17 protein-coding genes are annotated in these 20270 nt (G+C 71.3%); 13 read left to right on the top strand and 4 right to left on the bottom strand.

Features of this window, described 5'->3' with window-relative positions:
• Positions 1-10 precede the first annotated feature (10 nt).
• Positions 11-865, top strand: a complete 855-nt coding sequence (locus OG246_RS37060) for a PaaX family transcriptional regulator C-terminal domain-containing protein (protein ID WP_266473213.1) — start codon at positions 11-13, stop codon at positions 863-865.
• Positions 866-906: 41 nt separating this feature from the next.
• On the opposite strand, the gene OG246_RS37055 is transcribed toward OG246_RS37060, so the two are convergent.
• A complete protein-coding gene (locus OG246_RS37055; RefSeq protein WP_266473212.1) occupies positions 907-1329 on the bottom strand; it encodes a RidA family protein in 423 nt (140 codons plus the stop codon).
• 176 nt (positions 1330-1505) lie between these two features.
• On the opposite strand from OG246_RS37055, the gene OG246_RS37050 reads away from it, so the two are divergent.
• Genes OG246_RS37050 through OG246_RS37025 form a run of 6 tightly spaced genes read left to right on the top strand, consistent with a single transcriptional unit; the run spans position 1506 to position 9500 of the window.
• Entirely contained in the window at positions 1506-1988 is a 483-nt protein-coding gene (locus OG246_RS37050; protein ID WP_266473210.1) for a cupin domain-containing protein, read from the top strand.
• On the top strand, positions 1985-2887 hold the full coding sequence (locus OG246_RS37045) for an acyl-CoA thioesterase II (RefSeq protein WP_266473207.1): 903 nt from the start codon (positions 1985-1987) through the stop codon (positions 2885-2887). Before OG246_RS37050 ends, OG246_RS37045 begins: the two co-directional genes overlap by 4 nt.
• 41 nt (positions 2888-2928) lie before the next feature.
• Positions 2929-4659 (top strand): AMP-binding protein, encoded by a 1731-nt coding sequence (locus tag OG246_RS37040; protein ID WP_266473205.1) that lies wholly within the window; start codon positions 2929-2931, stop codon positions 4657-4659.
• Positions 4660-4673: 14 nt separating this feature from the next.
• Entirely contained in the window at positions 4674-7052 is a 2379-nt protein-coding gene (locus tag OG246_RS37035) for a bifunctional salicylyl-CoA 5-hydroxylase/oxidoreductase (RefSeq protein ID WP_266473204.1), read from the top strand.
• Between the two features lie 25 nt (positions 7053-7077).
• Complete coding sequence (locus OG246_RS37030; protein ID WP_266473202.1) at positions 7078-7860, top strand: cyclase family protein; 783 nt, start codon at positions 7078-7080, stop codon at positions 7858-7860.
• Complete coding sequence (locus OG246_RS37025) at positions 7860-9500, top strand: thiamine pyrophosphate-binding protein (protein ID WP_266473200.1); 1641 nt, start codon at positions 7860-7862, stop codon at positions 9498-9500. The genes OG246_RS37030 and OG246_RS37025 overlap by 1 nt, the downstream gene beginning before the upstream one ends.
• A 21-nt stretch (positions 9501-9521) precedes the next feature.
• Here the strand turns inward: OG246_RS37025 and OG246_RS37020 are convergent, their stop codons facing one another.
• Together OG246_RS37020 and OG246_RS37015 are read right to left on the bottom strand one after the other, a co-directional pair.
• A complete protein-coding gene (locus OG246_RS37020; RefSeq protein ID WP_266473198.1) occupies positions 9522-11891 on the bottom strand; it encodes an ABC transporter permease in 2370 nt (789 codons plus the stop codon).
• The gene (locus OG246_RS37015; protein WP_266473196.1) at positions 11888-12580 is read right to left on the bottom strand and encodes an ABC transporter ATP-binding protein; all 693 of its coding nucleotides are present in this window, start codon (positions 12578-12580) and stop codon (positions 11888-11890) included. Before OG246_RS37015 ends, OG246_RS37020 begins: the two co-directional genes overlap by 4 nt.
• Before the next feature lie 221 nt (positions 12581-12801).
• On the opposite strand from OG246_RS37015, the gene OG246_RS37010 reads away from it, so the two are divergent.
• Positions 12802-14130, top strand: coding sequence for a sensor histidine kinase (locus OG246_RS37010; protein WP_266473194.1), 1329 nt, complete (start codon positions 12802-12804; stop codon positions 14128-14130).
• The gene (locus OG246_RS37005) at positions 14127-14816 is read left to right on the top strand and encodes a response regulator transcription factor (protein ID WP_266473192.1); all 690 of its coding nucleotides are present in this window, start codon (positions 14127-14129) and stop codon (positions 14814-14816) included. Before OG246_RS37010 ends, OG246_RS37005 begins: the two co-directional genes overlap by 4 nt.
• Positions 14817-14937: 121 nt before the next feature.
• Here OG246_RS37005 and OG246_RS37000 read toward each other — a convergent pair whose 3' ends face one another.
• Entirely contained in the window at positions 14938-15957 is a 1020-nt protein-coding gene (locus OG246_RS37000) for a LacI family DNA-binding transcriptional regulator (RefSeq protein WP_266473191.1), read from the bottom strand.
• Between the two features lie 160 nt (positions 15958-16117).
• Between OG246_RS37000 and OG246_RS36995 the strand changes: the two genes are divergently transcribed.
• From OG246_RS36995 to OG246_RS36980, 4 genes are read left to right on the top strand one after another with little or no spacing between them, the layout of a single operon-like run.
• Positions 16118-17077 carry an NAD(P)-dependent oxidoreductase gene (locus OG246_RS36995; protein ID WP_266473188.1) on the top strand — a complete coding sequence of 320 codons (960 nt, stop codon included), beginning with the start codon at positions 16118-16120 and terminating at the stop codon, positions 17075-17077.
• Complete coding sequence (locus OG246_RS36990; RefSeq protein WP_266473187.1) at positions 17074-18306, top strand: Xaa-Pro peptidase family protein; 1233 nt, start codon at positions 17074-17076, stop codon at positions 18304-18306. Before OG246_RS36995 ends, OG246_RS36990 begins: the two co-directional genes overlap by 4 nt.
• Positions 18307-18319: 13 nt before the next feature.
• Complete coding sequence (locus OG246_RS36985) at positions 18320-19291, top strand: thiamine pyrophosphate-dependent dehydrogenase E1 component subunit alpha (protein WP_266473186.1); 972 nt, start codon at positions 18320-18322, stop codon at positions 19289-19291.
• On the top strand, positions 19279-20256 hold the full coding sequence (locus tag OG246_RS36980) for an alpha-ketoacid dehydrogenase subunit beta (protein ID WP_266473185.1): 978 nt from the start codon (positions 19279-19281) through the stop codon (positions 20254-20256). Before OG246_RS36985 ends, OG246_RS36980 begins: the two co-directional genes overlap by 13 nt.
• Positions 20257-20270 lie beyond the last annotated feature (14 nt).

Here is a 20270-nt window from a genome sequence, read left to right as displayed (position 1 = left end):
TCGTGCTGGCATGACAGCGGATCTTCAGCCGGCCACGGTCGCCGCCGGCGGTGGCGACACCCGCCTCGGCCAGCTGATCATCACGGTCTTCGGCCTGTACGCGCGAGGCGAGCACAACTGGCTCTCGGTCGCCTCCGTGGTGCGGCTCATGGCGGACCTCGGGGCGGAGGGGCAGGCCGTACGGTCCGCGATCTCCCGGCTGAAGCGTCGCGGGGTGCTCCGTAGCGAACGCCACGAGAACGCGGCGGGCTACTCCCTCGCGGACCCGACCCTGGAGGTGCTCGCCGAGGGCGACGTGCGGATCTTCGAGCGGGCCCGGGCCGTCGCGGACGACGGCTGGCTGGTGGTCGTGTTCTCCGTGCCCGAGTCCGAGCGCGAGAAGCGGCACGCGTTGCGCACGAGCCTGACCCGCCTGGGCTTCGGCACCGCGGCCCCCGGGGTGTGGGTGGCGCCGGGGAACCTGGCGGGGGAGACGCGTCGGACCCTGGAGCGCCGCGGGCTGTCCGCGTACGTGGACATCTTCAGCGGCGACCACTTCGCCTTCGGGGACCTGCGGTCGAAGGTCCGCACGTGGTGGGACCTGGACGAACTCACCGCGCTGTACGCCGACTTCCTGCGCCGCTACCGCCCCGTCCTCGACCGGACGTCGGCGCACGGGACGACGCCCCTGGAGGCGTTCCGGACGTACATCCCGATGCTCACCCAGTGGCGGCGGCTGCCCTACCGCGATCCGGGACTCCCGCTGTCGCTGCTGCCCCCGGGGTGGAACGGGGTGACGGCGGGAGCGATGTTCGACGAGCTGAACGAGGCGCTGGGCGGGCCGGCGCGTGAGCACGCGATGGTGGTCGTCCACGGGGCGGGATAACCGTACCTGCGGGTCCCTGAAGAACCGCGGGTGCGCACCGCTTATCCGCGCGGCGCCCGGAGCCGGTCCTCGGGGATCACCGCCACCCCGAGGATCTCGATCATCGCCTCGGGCTGCCACAGGGCCGTGCAGCCGATACCGGCCATGGCCGGGTACACGGGGCCGGCGAGTTCGCGCCAGACCTCGCCGATCTCCTTGCCGTGGGCCTGGTAGTCGGGGATGTCGGTGAGGTAGATGGTCACGCTGACCAGGTCCCCGGGCTCGCCCCCCACCTCGCGGAGCGTGGTCAGCAGATTGCCGAAGGCCTGGCGGAACTGCTCGACGATGCCGCCCGGCACGATCTTCATGTCGGCGTCGAGGGCGGTCTGTCCGCCCAGGTGGAGCGTGTTTCCCGCGAGGGTTCCGTGTGAGTAGCCGCGCGGGGTCGGAAGGGCGTCCGGGTTCACGGCGACGGGGGATGTCATGCGGCGGGCCTCCAGGGGAGTTCGGACCGGGTTCCGATCCGTCCGGCGATGCGTATTGACAATAAATGACGACGGTGAAAAATACGAGACATGACGCGCTCGGTCCCGCTCACCCGGCAGCACCGGAACCGGCGCGTCAACGGCCCGTCCCACCACGACCGAAACGGAGCCGACCCGTGGAGCCCGACCTCAGCAAGTACCGCCTCGAAGGCGACAACTCGATGTACCGACTGCCCAGCGGTCTCGTCGCCCCTGTCGTGACCCGCGGCGGCTCCGAGGACGGGGGCACCGCGGACTCGGGCGGGGCCGTCCGGATCTCGGGCGTGAGCATTCAGCACACTCCGGCCACCAGACTCTGGTTCGGCAAGGTCAGCAACGATCCCGGCTACCGCTCGGTCACCCACCACCACGGCGAGGCCGAGACCGGCGGCTACGTCCTGTCGGGCCGGGCGCGCATCTACTTCGGCGAGAAGTTCGAGGACTACGTCGACATGGAGGAGGGTGACTGGGTCTTCGTGCCGCCCTTCATGCCGCACGTCGAGTGCAACCTCTCCCGCACCAAACCGCTGACGTGGATGACCACCCGCACACCGGAGAACATCGTCGTGAACCTCCCCGACGTCGCCGACGCCGACCTGCGTGACTGGCTCGACCGATGACCGCCGCCGACTTCACCTCGGAGACGTTCACCGCGGCCATCGCGCTGACGGCCGCCGAGCCCGAGCACTTCGACCTCGCCTTCACCGCCGTCACCCAGCCGTGCCCCTGGCCCAAGGCGTACGGCGGCGACCTGGTCGCCCAGGCCGCCGCCGCGGCGATGCGGTCGGTGTCCGACGGCAAGACGCTGCACTCGATGCACAGTTACTTCCTGCGCCCGGCCGACATCGGGGCGAGCGTGCGGTACGAGGTGGAAGTGCTGCGCGACGGCCGGGGTTACAGCACCCGCCAGGTACGCGGCTACCAGAACGGCAAGCCCCTCTACGTCTGTCTGGCCAACTTCGCGGCGGGGGAGCCCGGCGGGACCTTCGGGACGCAACTCGCCGAGGTCGTACCGGGTCCCGAGGAGCTGCCCGACTCGGCCGCCTACCTCGCGGAGCGCTCCGGCGGCACGATGACCGAGGAGTCGAAGGCCTACTGGTCAGGCGGCCGCAGCTTCGACATGCGGCATGTGCCCGGCCCGGTCTACCTCACCGTCGAGGGGAAGCAGCTGCCGCACCAGGCGGTGTGGCTGAAGCCGTTCGACCCGCTGCGGTCCGTCGAGGGGCTGACCGACGCCCAGCGGGACCTGGCCGCGCTCGCGTACGTGTGCGACTACACGATCCTCGAACCCGTCCTGCGGGTGCTCGACCTGCCGTGGGCCAAGCCCGGGCTCATCACCGCCAGCCTCGACCACGCCATGTGGTTCCACCGCCCCGGACCGGTGGACGACTGGCTCCTCTACGTCCAGGAAGCGGTGGCCGCGGACGCCGGCCGCGGACTGGGCACGGGCCGCTTCTTCACGCGCGACCACCGTCACCTGGCCACAGTTGTCCAGGAGGGCATGATCCGCACCGCCTGACCCGCCGCCCCCGTCGGCGGGCGCCCGGAAGGACTCCTCCGTTGATTCCTCCGTCACCTCTCCCGAATCCCCATCCGGAATCCCATCCGAGCCTCTCGGCCTCGGCACACCTGGACACCTTCGCCCGCGACCATCTGCCGCCCGCGCACCTGTGGCCGACGATCGAGTTCACCACGCCCGAACTCCACTACCCGGACCGGCTCAACGCCGCCACCGAGCTCATCGACATCCCTGTATCGACGTACGGGGCGGACCGCCCGGCGCTGCGTACGCCGGCCGGGGAGACCTGGACGTACGGCCAACTCCTCAAGCGGGCCAACCAAGTTGCCCAGGTGCTGACCGAGGACCTCGGACTGGTCCCCGGGCAGCGCGTCATGCTGCGGTCGCCCAACAACCCCTGGGCGGTGGCCTGTTGGCTCGGCGCGCTCAAGGCCGGTGGCGTCGTCGTGACCACCATGGCCGCACTGCGGGCCCGCGAGATCGCCCCGGTCGTCGAGCGGACCCGGCCCTCCATAGCTCTGGTGGACCACCGGTTCGCCGAGGACGCCCACGCCGTCCGCGACACCACGCTGCCGTCGCTCACGGTCGTGGAGTTCGGCGGCACAGGGCCGGAGGATCTCGTCGGCCGAGCCGCGGCCAAGTCGGGCGAGTTCACCAACGTGGAGACCGCGGCGGACGACGTCGCGCTCCTCGGGCCGACGTCCGGCAGCACCGGTGTCCCGAAGATCACCATGCACTTCCACCGCGACATCCTCTCCATCGACAACACCTTCGGCCGCCACACGCTGAACCTCGTCCCGGAAGATCTGGTCGCCTGTACCGCCCCCTTCGCCTTCACCTTCGGCCTCGGCATGCTCGTCGTCTTCCCGCTGCGGGCCGGGGCCTGCGCCCTGCTCACCGAGGCCGCCACCCCGCCGCAACTCGCGGAGATCGTCGAGCGGGAGGGCGTCACCGTGCTCGCGACGGCGCCCACGGCCTACCGGGCGATCGTGCGAGCGGGCCAGGAACAGCGGCTCGCCGGGCTGCGCACAGGGGTGTCGGCCGGCGAACACATCGCCCAGGACACCTGGGAACGGCTGCGCGACACACTCGGACTCAGGGTCATCGACGGCATCGGCGCCACCGAACTGCTGCACATCTTCATCTCGGCCGCCGGTGACGACATCCGGCCCGGCGCCACCGGGAAGCCGGTACCCGGGTACCGCGCGGCCGTCCTCGGCCCGGACGGCGCGGAACTCGGCCCCGGAGAACCGGGGTTGCTGGGCGTCATCGGTCCGGTCGGCTGCCGCTACCTCGACGACGAACGCCAGAAGGACTACATCGTCAACGGCTGGAACGTCACCGGTGACGTCTTCCACCGGGACGAGGACGGCTACTTCTTCTACCGGGCGCGCAGCGACAACATGATCGTCTCCTCGGGCTACAACATCGGCGGACCCGAGGTCGAGGCCGCCGTCGACACCCACCCCGATGTGCTGGAGTCCGCCGTCGTCGGCCGTCCCGACGCCGAGCGCGGCTCGGTCGTCTGCGCCTTCGTCGTACTCCGCGAGGGTGTGCCGGGCGACGCTGCCAAGGCCAGGGAGATCCAGGACCACGTCAAGCAGGTCCTGGCTCCCTACAAATACCCGCGTGACGTGCGGTTCCGCGACTCCCTGCCGCGCAACACCAGCGGCAAGCTCCAGCGCTTCGCACTCCGAAAGATCGTAGAAGCCGAGCAGGCACAGGAAGCCCAGCAGGCCGCCGCGCCTGCCGTGCCCGACGGCGAGCAGTGAGAGGAACAACCCCCTTGAAGATCGCGATCGTTGGCGGTGGCCCCGGCGGCCTCTACTTCGCTGCTCTCATGAAACAGCTCGACCCGGCCCACGACATCACCGTCTGGGAGCGCAACGCCCCCGACGACACCTTCGGCTTCGGCGTGGTCTTCTCCGACGAGACACTCGGCGGCATCGAGAACGCCGACACCGAGTTCGCCGAGGCCATGGCACGGCGGTTCGCCCGCTGGACCGACATCGACATCCACTTCCGCGGCGAGAGCCACACCGTCGGCGGCCAGGGCTTCGCCGCCATGAGCCGCAAGGAGCTGCTCCGCCTGCTCCAGGAGCGCTGCCACGCCCTCGGGGTCGACGTGCGCTTCCGGACGCCCGCCCCCGACGGCCTGTCCGCCTCGTACGACCTGGTGGTCGCCGCAGATGGCGCCAACTCCCGTGTCCGGGCGGCCCATTCGGAGGTCTTCCGGCCCGCCCTGGACCGGCGCCACAACAAGTACATGTGGCTCGGCACCGACCGGGTCTTCGAGGCCTTCCAGTTCTTCGTCAAGCAGACCGAGTGGGGGACCATGCAGGTCCACGGCTACCCCTACTCCGACGGCGGCTCCACCTTCATCGTCGAGATGCACGAGGACGTCTGGCGCCGCGCCGGCTTCGACGCCACCGAGGGCGTGGAGTTCGCGCCGGGCGTCTCCGACGAGCAGGCCGTCGAGCGCATCCGCGGACTCTTCGCCGGGGAACTCGCGGGCCACCAGGTCTTCGCCAACAATTCGAAGTGGCTCAACTTCACCACCGTACGCAACGAACGGTGGCACCACGGCAACCTCGTCCTCGTCGGCGACGCCGCGCACACCGCGCACTTCTCGATCGGTTCGGGGACCAAGCTGGCGATGGAGGACTCGCTCGCCCTCGCCGCCTGCCTGCACGAACACCCTGACGTGGAGGCCGCGTTGACGGCCTACGAGACCGAACGGCGGCCCGTCGTCGAGTCCACCCAGCGGGCCGCCCAGGCCTCGCTGGAGTGGTTCGAGAACATCGGCATGTACGTCCACCAGGAGCCGACCCAGTTCTGCTTCAACCTGCTCACCCGGTCGCGCCGCATCACGTACGACAACCTCCGCGCCCGCGACGAGGAGTTCGCCGGCCGTGTCGACACCGCCTTCGCCGCCGCCCAGGGGAAGGGGCTCGACGGCGGTACCCCGGCGATGTTCCAGCCTTTCCGGCTGGGGGAGTTGGAGCTGAAGAACCGGGTGATCGTCTCCCCGATGGATATGTACTCCGCGGTCGACGGCGTGCCCGGCGACTTCCATCTCGTCCACCTCGGCTCCAAGGCCATGGGCGGCGCCGGACTGGTGATGACGGAGATGGTCTGCACTTCGCCCGAGGGCCGGATCACCCCCGGCTGCGCGGGGCTGTGGACCGACGAACAGCGCGACTCCTGGGCGAGGGTCGTGTCCTTCGTCCACGAGCGGAGCACCGCGCGCATCGGCCTCCAGCTCGGTCACGCGGGCCGGAAGGGTTCCACCCGGCTCATGTGGGAGGGCATGGACGACCCGCTGCCGTACGGCAATTGGGAGACCGTCGGTCCCTCGCCACTGCCGTACGGCGCCGGATCGGCCGTTCCGCGTGAGGTGACCCGCGCCGACATGGACCGGATCGTCCAGGACTTCGTCGGCGCCGCGCGGCGAGGTGCCGAGGCGGGCTTCGACCTGCTCGAACTCCACTGTGCGCACGGCTACTTGCTGTCCTCCTTCCTCTCACCGGTCGCCAACCACCGCACCGACGAGTGCGGGGGCACGCTCGAGAACCGGCTCCGGTTCCCGCTTGAGGTCTTCGACGCCGTGCGCGCCGCCTGGCCGGCCGGGCGGCCGATGATCGTGCGGCTCTCCGCGACCGACTGGATGCCCGACGGCAACACCGAGCACGACGCCGTCGAGATCGCCCGCGCGTTCATCGCCCACGGCGCGGACGCGATCGACGTCTCCTCGGGCCAGGTCACCGCGGACGAGCGGCCCGCGTACGGCCGTTCCTACCAGACACCGTTCGCCGACCGGATCCGGCACGAGGTCGCCGCCGCCACCGGGACGGCGGTCATCGCGGTCGGCGCCATCGCCTCGTACGACGACGTGAACTCGATCCTCCTTGCGGGGCGCGCCGACCTGTGCGCCCTGGGCCGCACCCACCTCTACGACCCGCACTGGACCCTGCACGCGGCGGCCGAGCAGGAGTACCGGGGCGACGCCGCCCAGTGGCCGGTGCAGTTCGCGGCCGGTCGCCGCAAGCCGCCGACCTCGCGCACCGACGCCGTACGGCCCCGGCTCTCGCTGCTGCGGGCCGACGAGTCCGACCGGAACGTGCATCTGCGCTGGACGCCGCCGCGTGAACCGGCGAATGTGTGACGCGTCGTCGTCCCAGGAGGTCCACATGCCCCAGCCGTCCGTCCTCCCCGCCCTGGTGGCCGCGTTGCGGGAGGGGGCGATCGAGGTCGTCGACCTCACCTCGCCGCTGTCCGCGTCCACGCCGGTGATCCAGCTGCCCCCGGAGTTCGGCCAGACCGCGGTGTTCGAACTGGAGGAGATCAGCAGGTACGACGACCGGGGTCCGGCCTGGTACTGGAACAACTTCCGCAGCGGTGAGCACACCGGCACCCACTTCGACGCACCGAACCACTGGGTCACCGGGAAGGACCTCGGCGACGTGGCGTCGGTCCCGGCGCGAAAGCTGATCGCGCCGGCCGCGGTCCTCGACTTCTCCGCCGAGGCGGCGGAGAACCCCGACTTCCTTGTCGAGGTGGACCACGTGAAGGCCTGGGAAGCCGAGCACGGAGCCCTGCCCGACGGCGGCTGGCTGCTGCTGCGCACCGGCTGGGACGCCCGGTCGCACGCGCAGGAGCCGTTCCTCAACGCCGACGAGAACGGCCCGCACACCCCGGGCCTGTCCCCGGAATGCGCCCGCTGGGTGGCGGAGGAGGCGCCGGTCATCGGCCTCGGTGTCGAGACGGTGGGCACGGACGCCGGAGCCGCGCACTCCTTCGACCCGGCCTTCCCCTGCCACTCGTACCTCATGGGCAGCGGCAAGTACGGCCTGACCCAGCTGCGGAACCTGGCGGCGCTGCCGCCGACCGGTGCCGTCGTCGTCGCGGGACCGCTGCCCATCGTGTCCGGGTCCGGTGCTCCGGCACGCGTACTCGCGCTGGTCGAGCACTGATGAAGGTCGCGGAAGCCGTCGGCCGGGCGTTGGCCGCGGCCGGGATCGACCGCGTCTTCGGTGTCGTCGGGTCGGGCAACTTCCATCTCACCAACGGCATGGTCGCGGCGGGCTCGCGGTTCGTCGCCGCGCGCCACGAGGGCGGCGCGGCGACGATGGCCGACGCGTACGCGCGGATGAGCGGCACCGTGGCGGCGCTGACCGTGCACCAGGGCCCCGGCCTGACCAACGCCCTCACCGGAATCACCGAGGCCGCCAAGAGCCGTACGCCGCTTGTGGTGTTGGCGGCCGAGGCGACCGAGCCGCGATCCAATTTCTACGTCGACCAGGAGGCACTGGCGCACGCGGTGGGCGCGGTCACGGCGCGGGTGACCTCGGCGGAGGACGCGGTCGAGCAGGCGTGCGCCGCCGTACGACGTGCGCTGCACGAACGGCGGACCGTGCTGCTCAACCTCCCCCTGGAGGTGCAGGCCCTGGATGTCCCCGATGGTGCGGCGGCCCTGGCCGCACCGCCGCCCGCACGGGCCGCGGTCGAGCCGGCTGCCGCCGACACGGCGGCGCTGGCGGAGCTGCTGGAGCGGGCTCGACGGCCGGTCTTCGTGGCCGGCCGGGGAGCGCGCACGTCCGGCGGGCGGGACGCCCTCGCCGAACTCGCCGAGCGTTACGGTGCGTTGCTCGCGACCTCGGCCGTCGCCCGCGGACTCTTCCACGGCAACCCGTGGTCCCTCGACGTGTCCGGCGGCTTCTCGTCGCCGCTGGCAGCCGAGTTGATCCAGGAGGCGGACCTGGTCGTCGGCTGGGGCTGCGCGCTCAACATGTGGACCATGCGGCACGGCCGGCTGATCGGCCCGGACACCACCGTCGTGCAGGTCGACGACGACACGTCGGCACTCGGGGCACACCGGGAGGTGCGCCTCGGCGTCACCGGCGACGTGGAACTCACGGCGCGGCGCGTGCTCGACGCGGCGGGCGGGCAGCGGCCGGGGTACAGGACGGCCGACATCGCGGCGGCCGTCGCCGCACGGGTGCGCTGGCGGGATGTGCCGTACGAGGACACCAGCACCCGTGAGCGGATCGACCCCCGGACGCTGAGCATCGCCCTCGACGACCTCCTCCCCGCCGAGCGGGTGATCGGCGTGGACTCCGGCAACTTCATGGGCTACCCGAGCATGTATCTGTCGGTCCCCGACCACAACGGACTCTGCTTCACCCAGGCGTTCCAGTCGATCGGCCTCGGGCTCGCGACCGCGATCGGCGCGGCGCTCGCCCACCCGGACCGTCTGCCGGTGGCCGCCCTGGGTGACGGCGGCGCGCTGATGAGCGCCGTCGAACTCGACACCGTACGGCGGCTCGGGCTGCCGATGGTGGTCGTCGTGTACAACGACGACGCCTATGGAGCGGAGGTCCACCACTTCGGGCCCGACGGACACCCGCTCGGCACGGTCCAGTTCCCGCCGACGGACATCGCGGCCGTGGGCCGGGGCTACGGCTTCGAGACGGTGACCGTGCGCACGCCCGCGGACCTGAAGGCCGTAGAGGACTGGGTAGTTGGGCCACGCTCCGCGCCGTTGCTGATCGACGCCAAGGTGGTCAGCGACCGCGGTGCCTGGTGGCTCGAGGAGGCGTTCCGCGGTCACTGACCAGTCGCGCGCGGAAGTCGGTTACTCCGTGCGCAGAGCCGTCGCCGTGCGGGTCTTGGCCGCCCAGCTCGCCGGAAGCAGGGCGCCGAGCAGGGCGATCGTGATGCCGGCGAGGCCCAGCAGCATCAGCTGCCACGGTTCGTACACGTCCAGGATCGACGGGGGCAGGTTGGTGCCCGCGGCGTGCCCCATCACCGGCAGTACGTAGCCGTGCAGGGCGAATCCGAGCGGTACGCCGACCAGGCCGCCGAGTACGCCGATCCCGGTCACCGAGGCGAGCACGAGGCTCACGGTCTGCCGTGGTGACATGCCGAGTGCCTTGCAGACGCCGAGGTCGTGGACGCGCTCCCGGGTGTCCAGGACGGCGGAGTTGAGCACGCCGAGGCCGGCGACGGAGACCAGCATGAGGGTGAGGAGCACCGCCATCGCCTCCAGGATGAGGATCATGTTCTCGCCCTCCGACGGGGAGTTGGCCATGACGTCGCCGCCCAGCGGCTGCACCACCGCTTTGAGCTGTGTGGCGTACTGGGTGGGGGAGACGCCCGGCTTCACGTCGACGAGGAAGGAATCGGGCTTGGCCTCGGGGAAGTTGGCGAGATCCGCGTGGAGATGCAGACCGTCGTCCGAGGTGTCGAAGGCCTCGCCGACGATCCGCAGGGTCTCGGTGTCCTTTTCGAGGGTCACCCGCACCGTGTCACCGATCTCGGTGCCGGTCCTCTCCAGGAAACCCGTGGGCACCACGGCCTGCCCCGCACCGGTGATCCAGTGCCCGGAGATCATCTCGTAGGCGGCAGCGTCCAGATCACCCTGGTAGAAGCTGGCCTCGATCGAGCCGGAGAGCCCGGCCACGGTGACCTCGGTCCGGGTCATGCCGTAGTACGAAGCGGTGCCCGCCTGGGCCTCGATGGCAGCGCTCACCTTCGCCGGATCGACGGCAGGGGCCTCGGACTTGTCCTCCGCGGGGCCGGGTCCGCCCGGGCCCATGTGCCGGCCGCCGCTGATCACGGTGACCGCGGCGCTCTCCTCGGGATCCGACGAGTCAGCCACCGCGTTCAGCGACGCGGTCAGCCCCACCGCGAACGTCGCCGTGACCGTGCCGAAGGCCACCGCGAGCAGCATCGCGACCGTACGGACCGGGTGGGCGAAGGGACTCGCGAGCCCGTACGTCACCGCCCGCGGCAGCGGCAGCCGCCCCGCCGCGCGATGCGCCCACTGACCGCGCCCCGTGCGCGGCGCCCGGCCGACCGCGATGGCCTCGACCGTACGCAGCCGCCCGGCCCGCAGCGCGGGGACCAGCGTGGAAATCCCGACGATGACCAGCGCCACGGCCGGCACCACGACGTCCACCCACCAGGCCACCGTCAGCGAGGCGCTGCCGTACGCCTGCTCGGTGTCCTCCAGGAGTGGTACGGCCAGAAGGTTTCCGAGCACGACCCCGAGCGCGATGCCCGCGCAGGCCGGGATCAGCGCCTGGGCCACATAGGCGCGCACCACTTCGCGCGGTGTGAAGCCGATGGCCTTGAGGATGCCGATCCTGCGCAGGCTGGTGCCGACCGCACCGCTGACCACACTGCCGACGATGATCACGGACATGATGATGCCGAGCACGCCGAAGGCGATCAGGAACGGAATGGTCGGCGCCGCGCCCTGGTCGGCGGCACGCTTGGTGTCCAGATAGGACGTGGTGCCGAGCAGCGCCCCGGACGGTACGGCGGCGGTGAGCGTCTTCAGGCGGGCGGCGATCTGCCCCTTCGTGCCCGCTGAGTCGAAGCGGTACAGCATCTGACTCGTGACCGGACTGTCCTTCGACGCCAGCGCCTCGACCTGCGCAGGTGTCGCCCACGCGTCGGCGGTCCTGCTGGCCGACACGGCGAGGCCGACGACCGTCAGTTCCGGGGCGTCCGCGGCGTCCGAGGTCTCGAGGGTGGAGCCGAGCTTGAAGGCGGGTCCGGCGAACGTCGCCGACAGCACGACCTCGCCCGGCTTCGTCGCCCACCGGCCGGACCTGAGGTCCACGTCGTCCACGTCGGCCCCGGGCCCGGAACGGCCGACGAGAGTCAGCGTCGGCGAGTTCACCCCGCCGATCGCCGTGGTGGGGTACGGCCCCGCGGTCGCGGTGACGCCCTCCAGCTCTCCGGTGGCCTCCAGTTGCGCCGTACTCACCTTGGCCGGATCGAACGCCGCGGTGAGGTGGGCGCCGTGCTGTGCGGCGAAGGCGTGGTCGAAGGGCGCGTTCGCGGCGACCATGAGCGAGCCGGCGACCACGGCGGAGGCCACGGCCATCATCGTGGCAATGGCGATCACCAAGGTCTGCACCCGGCGCCTGCCCACCCCGGAACGTACGACCCGGCCGAGCGCGCCGGTGCCGAAACCCGAGCCGAAGCGGCTCATCGGACGGCCTCCGCATGCGTGTCGAGGGCGAGGTGGCCGTCGACCAGATGAATCGTGCGGCTCGCGCAGGCCTCCGCGAGGGCCAGGTCGTGCGTGACAAGTACGATGGTCTGCCCGCCGCGGTGCAGGTCCACCAGCAACTCCCGTACGTCCTGGCCCGAAGCGGTGTCGAGGGCGCCGGTCGGCTCGTCGGCGAGCAGCAGCGCGGGCCGGTTGACCAGCGCCCTGGCGACCGCGACCCGCTGGCGTTCGCCGCCGGAGAGCCGGCCCGGGTAGGCGCGGGCGTGCTTCTGGATGCCGAGCGCCTCCATCAGCTCACCGGCCCTGGCCGCCGTCTTCCGCCGTGCCGCTCCGGCCAGTTGGGCGGGGAGCTGGATGTTGTCGGTGACGGTGAGGTCGTCGAGCAGATTGAAGAACTGGAAGACCATGCCGATCTGCTCGCGGCGGAACCGGGCCAGCGCGTGCTCGCTCAGGTCGCCGAGCCGGCGGTCGGCCACCGTCACGGAGCCCTCGGTTGCCTTGTCCAGACCCGCGACGAGGTTCAGCAGCGTGGACTTGCCGCTGCCGGAGGGGCCCGTCACGGCGAGGGCCTCGCCCTTGGCGACGGAGAGCGTGAGCGGTCCGAGCGCGGGTGTGCCGGAGCTGTCGTAGCGCTTGGCCACGTTCTCCAGTTGGATCACCTGAGTCATGGGAGTCGTCCGTCCTTGGGTCCGAGAGGCCTCGTGCCTTTCCCGGCGCCAGTGAACGTAGGGGCGGGCGCTGCTCGGCCGCGTCGGCCGCGGCACCGACATCGGGCCCTCCGCGCGGAGGATCCGGTCACGGGGTCATCCCTGCGACGTACACCTCGGGGACAGCACCCTGGTCGCGCAGACGGACGCGGGCCGGGGCGGGCGGGCCACACAATGTGCTGATGGGGATGGAGACGGAGGACCGGCGCGGCTGGCGCCGGCAACTGCGCGACGCGCTGCGGCCGGAGGCGAAGCCCGCCCCGCTGTCGCGGCGGGCGGTACGCGTCGATCTGGCGCTGGCGGTCGTACTGACCGTCGTCGCGCTGATCGTGGCGGCGCGCTATCCCGGTGACGGGCCGGTCAGGATCATCTCGAAGGACGAGTACGGGTTCCCCGTCCCGCCGCGGCCGCCCGCACCCGGTGAGATGGTCGAGATCGGCGAAACTCCCTCCGTCCCCTGGCCCCTGGTGGTCCTGTCGGCGCTCCCGCTGGCGGCCATGCGCAGGTATCCGCTGGCCGCGTTCACGGTGGTGCTCGTCGCGGTGCTGGCCATCGGCGACGACGCCTCCTGGATCAACGTGCTGACCTGTGTCATCGGCGCCTACAGCGCCGTCATGTACAGCCGTTACCGGGCGGGGGCGCTGGCCGCCATGGTTGTCGCCGCTGTGCTGGCCGGTGCCGCGTTCCGGGAGGCGGAACCCATGCTTCCGGCGTGGTCGAGCCCCGCGGTCGTGCTGCTGGTCGCCGGGGTCACGGCCGGCCTGGTCCGATTCTCGCGGCGCAGGCTGGCGGCCAGCCGGGACCGGTTCACGGAGTTGCAGAAGGCGCAGGAGGAGACCATGCGCCGGGCCGTCGAGGAGGAGCGCGCCCGGATAGCCGCCGAACTGCACGACGTGGTGACCCACAATGTGAGCGTGATGGTGATCCAGGCGGGTGCGGCACGCAAGGTGATGGACGCGGCGCCGGAACGGTCCAAGGAGGCACTGCTGGCGGTCGAGGCCGGGGGCCGCGCCGCCATGGCCGAACTCCGCCATGTGATGGGCCTGTTGGCCGCCCCCGACACCGGCCTCTCCGACAGCCCCGCCGACGGCCTCGAACCGCAGCCCGGCCTCGGCCAGCTCGACGCCCTGACCGAGCGGGTACGGGCCGCCGGGACCCCGGTCAACGTCGCGATGTCGCTGCCGCCGGACCCGTTGCCGCCCGGGGTGGAACTCGCGGCGTACCGCGTCGTGCAGGAGGCGCTGACCAACACGATCAAGCACGCGCCGGGCGCCGACGCGTCCGTCATGATCGGCTACGCCGGCGACTGTCTGGAGATCGAGGTCATGGACACCGGCGCCGCCTACGACTCCCCGTCCGCGGACACCGACGCCTCGCCGGCCGACGGCACCGGCCGCGGGCTGATCGGGCTGCGTGAGCGGCTCGCGGTGTACGGCGGCGAACTCACGGCGGGACCGACCCTCGCCGGCGGATACCGGATCAAGGCCCGAGTCCCGTGGCGGACAGCGTGAAGAGGCCGCCTCTGCGTGCCGTCATCGCGGACGACCAGGCCCTGGTGCGTACGGGCTTCGGGATGATCCTCACCGCCGACGGCATCGAGGTGACGGCCGAGGCGGCCGACGGGGCCGAGGCGGTCGCGGCCGTCCGGCGCACCCGGCCCGACGTCGTCCTCATGGACATCCGGATGCCGCGGATGGACGGCATCGAGGCGACCCGGCGGATCCTCGACGGCGACGGCTCCGACGGGACGCGGGTCATCATCCTCACCACCTACGACCTCGACCACTACGTCTACGCCGCGCTCACCGCCGGCGCCAGCGGCTTCCTGCTCAAGGACGTCACCCCCGAGCATCTGGTGGGCGCCGTACGCCTGGTGCAGTCCGGCGACGCCCTGCTCGCGCCCGCGATCACCCGCCGGCTCATCGAACGCTTCGCCCACCGCGAGGAGGACCGGTCGGTCACCCTGCACCGCGACCTGTCCGGTCTCACCCCCCGCGAGCTCGAAGTCCTCCGCCTGCTCGCGACAGGCCTCAGCAACGCCGAGCTGGCGGACCGTCTGTTCCTCAGCCCGACCACGGTGAAGACGCACATCGGCCGCATCCTGTCGAAGCTGGACCTCCGCGATCGCGTCCAGGCCGTCGTCCTCGCCTACGAGACCGGACTGATCTCGCCGGGGGGCTCGACGGGGACCGGCTGACGCGGGCCTGCGCAGCATCGGCCCGTGGCGGACGGACAACGGATACACCCCTTGCCCGGCGACGACACGTCGCCGGGCGACCTCTGAAAATGGTCGGCGCGCCTCGTGTACCCGGTATGCGTCATTCCGGCTGTCCCGCGGCAGCGGTCGAGGCCCGGACGACCAGGCGGCAGGTGAGCCGGATGTGCAAGGGCTCGGGCAGGCCGTCGAGGATGCGGAGGATCAGGCGGGCGGCCTCCGCGCCGATCTCGTGCTGCGGGGTGCGGATGGTGGTCAGGGGAGTGGCCATGCGGTCGAGCATCGGCATGTCGTTGAAGCCGATGACGGACAGATCGCGCGGGCAGTGCAGGCCGGCCTCGGTGAGGGCGTCGAGGACGCCGAGGGCCATCAGGTCGTTCCCGGCGAGGACAGCGGTGGGGCGGGGGCTCAAGGCCAGGGCCGCACGGGCGGCGGACCGGCCGGCCCCGGTGGAGTAGGTGGTGCCCGGGAGGACCGGGCAGTCGCGGCGGTCCAGGCCGAGCTGGTCCACGGCATCGAGGAAGGCGCGGTGACGCAGATGCCCGGTGGACAGTTCCTGCGGGCCCGCGAGATGGGCGATGCGCCGGTGGCCGAGCTCGGCCAGGTGACGGACGGCGTCCAGCACTCCGGCGGCGTCGTCACAGGTCACGCTGGAGTGGCGGGGGCGGTCGGTGATGCGGTTGAGGAGCACGAGCGGGGTGTTCACGTCGGCGAGGCGGTCGAGGAGGGGGTGCTCGCGGCGGGCGGTGGCGACGATGAAGCCGTCGCTGCGCCTCCCCTGGAGCATGGCGACCAGCCGCTCCTCACGGTCCGGGTCGTTGTCGGTGTCGGTGAGCAGGGCCAGATGGTCGGCGGCGCCGAGCACCTGCTCGATGCCGCGCACGATGGGCGGGAAGAGCGGGTTGGCCAGGTCGGGGATGAGCACCCCGATGGTGCGCGAGCGCTGCGTGCGCAGGCCGCGGGCAAGGGAGTTGGGCTCGTAGCCGAGAGATTCCGCGGCCCGCACGATACGGCGGACGGTGTCCGCGGCCACCCGGTGGCGGGTTGCCGGGTTGAGCGCCTTGGAGGCGGTGCCCGGGTGGACGCGCGCCTTACGGGCCACATCGGCGAGTGTGACGGTCACCGTGCGCCGCCCCTTGACGGGCAGTCAGAGCATTCATACTGTCCTGAAGACAAACGATTGCCGTCCATGAACCCTGAGCTTAGATCCAGATCATGGAGCGCTCAACACCCCGCGATAGACCCATCGTTTGCCCTGCGTACGACAGCGGAGGAACCCCGCGATGACGACGCCGACGGATCGTACGAAACCGCGTATCGGCTGGCTCGGAACCGGCCGGATGGGAAGCGCGATGGTCCAGCGGCTGCTCGCCGCCGGATATGAGGTCGCGGTCCACAACCGCACCCGCGCGAAGGCCGAGTCGTTGCGGGAGTACGGGGCGACCGTCGCCGGATCGGTGGCCGAACTCGCCCACCGGGACGTGGTGTTCATCATGGTCGCCGCGGACGCCGCGCTCACCGAGGTCACCGTCGCCGAGGGCGGGCTGCTGCGACAGACGGCTGCCCCGGGCATCCTGGTGGACTGCTCGACGGTCTCGCAGAAGGTCGCCCTCCAGATCCGCGCGGAGGCGGCCAAGGCCGGGGCACCGATGCTCGCGGCGCCGGTCAGCGGCAATCCCTCGGCGGTCAGGGCGGGCACGGCGGCCTTCGTCGTCTCGGGGCCCCCACAAGCGTACGAGATCGTGAATCCGCTGCTGACGGCGATCGCCGGTGCGGCGGCGTACGTCGGCGAGGGCGAGGAAGCCCGGCTCGTGAAGATCGCCCACAATCTGTTCCTGGGCGCGGTCATCCAGTCCCTCGCGGAAATCACCGTGCTCGCCGAGAAGGGCGGGGTGCGGCGCTCGGACTTCCTGGCCTTCATCAACGTGTCGGTACTCGGGTCCGTGTTCACCCGCTACAAGACCCCAGCCCTCACCCGCCTGGACTTCACCCCGACCTTCACTCCCCAACTGTTGCGCAAGGACTTCGAACTGGGCCTGTCCGCCGCCCGCGAGAGCGGGGTGAGCATGCCTGTCGCCGCCCTTGTCCACCAGCTGGTGCAAGCCTCCGTACAGGCCCAAGGGCAGGACGGGCCGGTCGACTTCGCGGTACTGCTCGCCGAAGTCGCCCGCGCATCAGGGCTGTTGCTGGAGGCGGAGGAGCAGGACGCAGGGGAGGCGGACGCAGAGGAGACCGGGGAATGACCACTCACGCGCCCGGCCACTCCGCCGTCGACTTCGAGTCCCGCGTCGACTTCGACCGGCTGCGCGCCTACCGCCTGGAGCGGGTGCGTGCGGCGCTCGACGCCAGTGGGCTCGGCGCGCTGCTCCTCTTCGACGTCAACAACATCCGCTATCTCACCGGCACCATGATCGGTGAGTGGTCGCGCGACAAGATGACCCGTTACGCACTGCTCACCCGCGAAGGCGAGCCGGTCCTCTGGGACTTCGGCTCGGCGGCCCGCCACCACCAGTTGTACGCGCCCTGGCTGAAGCCGGAGAACTGCCGGGCCGGAATGCTGGGCCTGCGCGGTGCCGTACGGCCCGAGGCGGGGCTTTTCGACCGGGCCGTCGCCGAGATACGCGGCCTGCTGAACGAGGCCGGGGTCGCAGACGCGCCCATCGGCCTGGACATCGTCGAGCCGCCGTTCCAATTCGCCCTCCAGCAGGCCGGGTTGCGCGCCGCCGACGGCCAGCAGGTGATGCTGGACGCCCGGCAGCTGAAGAACCCGGACGAGATCCTGCTGCTCACCCAGTCCGCCGCCATGGTCGACGGCTGCTACCAGGCCATCTCCGAGGCCCTCAAACCCGGAGTACGCGAGAACGACATCGTCGCCCTCGCCAACAAGTACCTCTACGAGCAGGGCTCCGACGACGTCGAAGCGATCAACGCGGTTTCCGGGGAGCGCTGCAATCCGCATCCGCACAACTTCACCGACCGTCTGATCCGCCCGGGCGACACCTGCTTCTTCGACATCATCCAGTCCTACAACGGCTACCGCACCTGCTACTACCGCACCTTGAACGTCGGTTCATCGACGGCCCCGCAGCGCGCCGCCTACGAGCGCGCCCGCGAGTGGATCGACGCGGCGATCGCACTCGTCAAGCCGGGCGTGACCACCGACGCCATCGCCCGCGCCTGGCCCCGGGCCCAGGACTTCGGCTTCGCCACCGAAATGGACTGCTTCGGGCTGCAGTTCGGCCACGGCCTCGGGCTCGGACTCCACGAACGCCCGATCATCAGCCGACTGAACTCCCTGGAGCACCCGGAGGAGATCCACGAAGGCATGGTCTTCGCCCTGGAGACCTACTGCCCGGCCACCGACGGCTACTCGGCGGCCCGAATCGAGGAAGAGATCCTGGTCACCGCCGACGGCGCCCGGGTGCTCACCCTCTTCCCCGCCCAGGAACTCTTCGTCGCCAACCGCTACTGAGTGAGGGCAACTCATGGACGTACGGCTCGAGCTGTACCGGCAGATGGTGCGGATGCGCGCCATGGAGAAGCGGGCGTACGACCTCTTCCTGCGCGGTCTTGTGAAGGGCACCAGCCACCTGTCGACCGGCCAGGAGGCCGTAGCCGCCGGATTCGCCGCCGCGATGCGCCCCGACGACTACACCTTCGCCACCTACCGCGGTCACGCCCACACTCTGGCGCGCGGCGCCCCCATGGCGGGGATCCTCGCCGAGCTGATGGGCCGCGGCAACGGCCTGATGTCCGGCAAGGGCGGCAGCATGCATCTGACCAGCACCGAGCACGGGATGATGGGCAGCTACGCGATCGTGGGCGCCCACCTGCCGATCGCGGGCGGCGCCGCCTGGTCGGCGCAACTGCGTGGCTCCGAGCAGGTCGCGGTCTGCTTCTTCGGCGACGGCACCACCAACATCGGGGCGTTCCATGAGGCGTTGAACCTGGCCGCCGTATGGCAGCTCCCGGTGCTGTACGTCTGCGAGAACAACCAGTACATGGAGTACACGCCGATCCGGGCGGTGACAGCGGTGGAGCGGCCCGCCGCCGACCGTGCGGCGGCGTACGGACTGGAGCGCGTCGTCGTCGACGGCAATGACGTCGACGCGGTCTACGAGACCGCGCTCGGCGCCCTGGGGAAGGCTCGCGAGGGCGGTGGGCCGAGCCTGATCGAGGCCGACACCTACCGGCACGGCGGGCACTCGCGGGCCGACCCGGGGACGTACCGCCCACAGCGGGAGGTCGAGGACTGGCTCGCTCGCGATCCCGTGCCGGCGTACCGCACCAAGCTGCTCGCTGCCGGGATCGCCGAGTCGAAACTCGCCGGGATCGAGGACGCGGCCGCCCGGGAGACCGATGAGGCCACGAAGGCGGCCGAGGACGGGCCGCTGCCCGAACCGGCCCTGGTGGAGCGGGACCTGTGGGCCGACGGAGGTGCGGCATGGCGCAACTGACCTACCGGGACGCGGTCGCGCGCGGCCTCGCGCAGGAGATGCGGCGCGACGAGCGGGTGGTCCTGCTCGGTGAGGACGTCGCGGAGGCGGGCGGGGTGTTCAAGACGACGCCCGGGCTGCTGGAGGAGTTCGGTCCGCGGCGGGTCCGGGACACGCCGATCTCCGAACAGGCCATCCTGGGCGCGGCGATGGGCGCCGCGATGACCGGGCTGCGGCCCATCGCCGAGATCATGTTCAGCGACTTCTTCGGCGTCGGCTGGGACCTGCTCGCCAACCAGATCGCCAAGACCCGCTATATGGCGGGCGGCCAGTTGTCCCTGCCGCTGGTGGTGCGGGCCGCCAACGGCGGGGGGCTGCGCTTCGGGGCGCAGCACTCGCAGGACGTGGCGAACTGGGTGATGGCGGTGCCGGGCCTCAAGGTCGTCGTGCCGTCCACACCGCGCGATGTGGTGGGCCTGCTGGCGGCCGCCGTACGCGACCCGGACCCGGTCGTCTTCCTTGAGGCCAAGGGGCTTTACCCAGTCCGGGGCGAGGTCCCGGACGGCGAGATCACCGACACGCTGGGGTCGGCCGTCCTGCGGCGCGAGGGCGGGGACTGCGTGATCGTCACCCTGGGGCTCATGGCGCCGCGCGCGCTGGCAGCCGCCGAGCGGCTGGAGCGCGAGCACGGCATCGCGGCCGCGGTGCTCGACCTGCGCAGCCTGGTCCCGCTGGACGTGCGCGCCGTACTGGAGCAACTGGAGCGGACCGGGCGGCTGTTCACCGTGGAGGAGAACCCCCGGCTGTGCGGCTGGGGAGCCGAGGTGGTGTCGATCTGCGCCGAGGAGGGTTTCACCAGCCTGGACGGGCCCTTGGTGCGGATCACCACCCCGCATGTCCCGCTGCCCGCCGCCGACTCGTTGGAGGACGCGGCGCTGCCGAGCGTGGACCGGATCACCGAAACCGTCGCCAAGAGCATGGACTAGCTGGAGTCGTCATG

The organism is Streptomyces sp. NBC_00620 (assembly GCF_026341825.1).
Taxonomy (GTDB): domain Bacteria; phylum Actinomycetota; class Actinomycetes; order Streptomycetales; family Streptomycetaceae; genus Streptomyces.
Note: the sequence above shows the minus strand (reverse complement) of the source record. Positions and strands in the feature narration are given on the sequence as shown.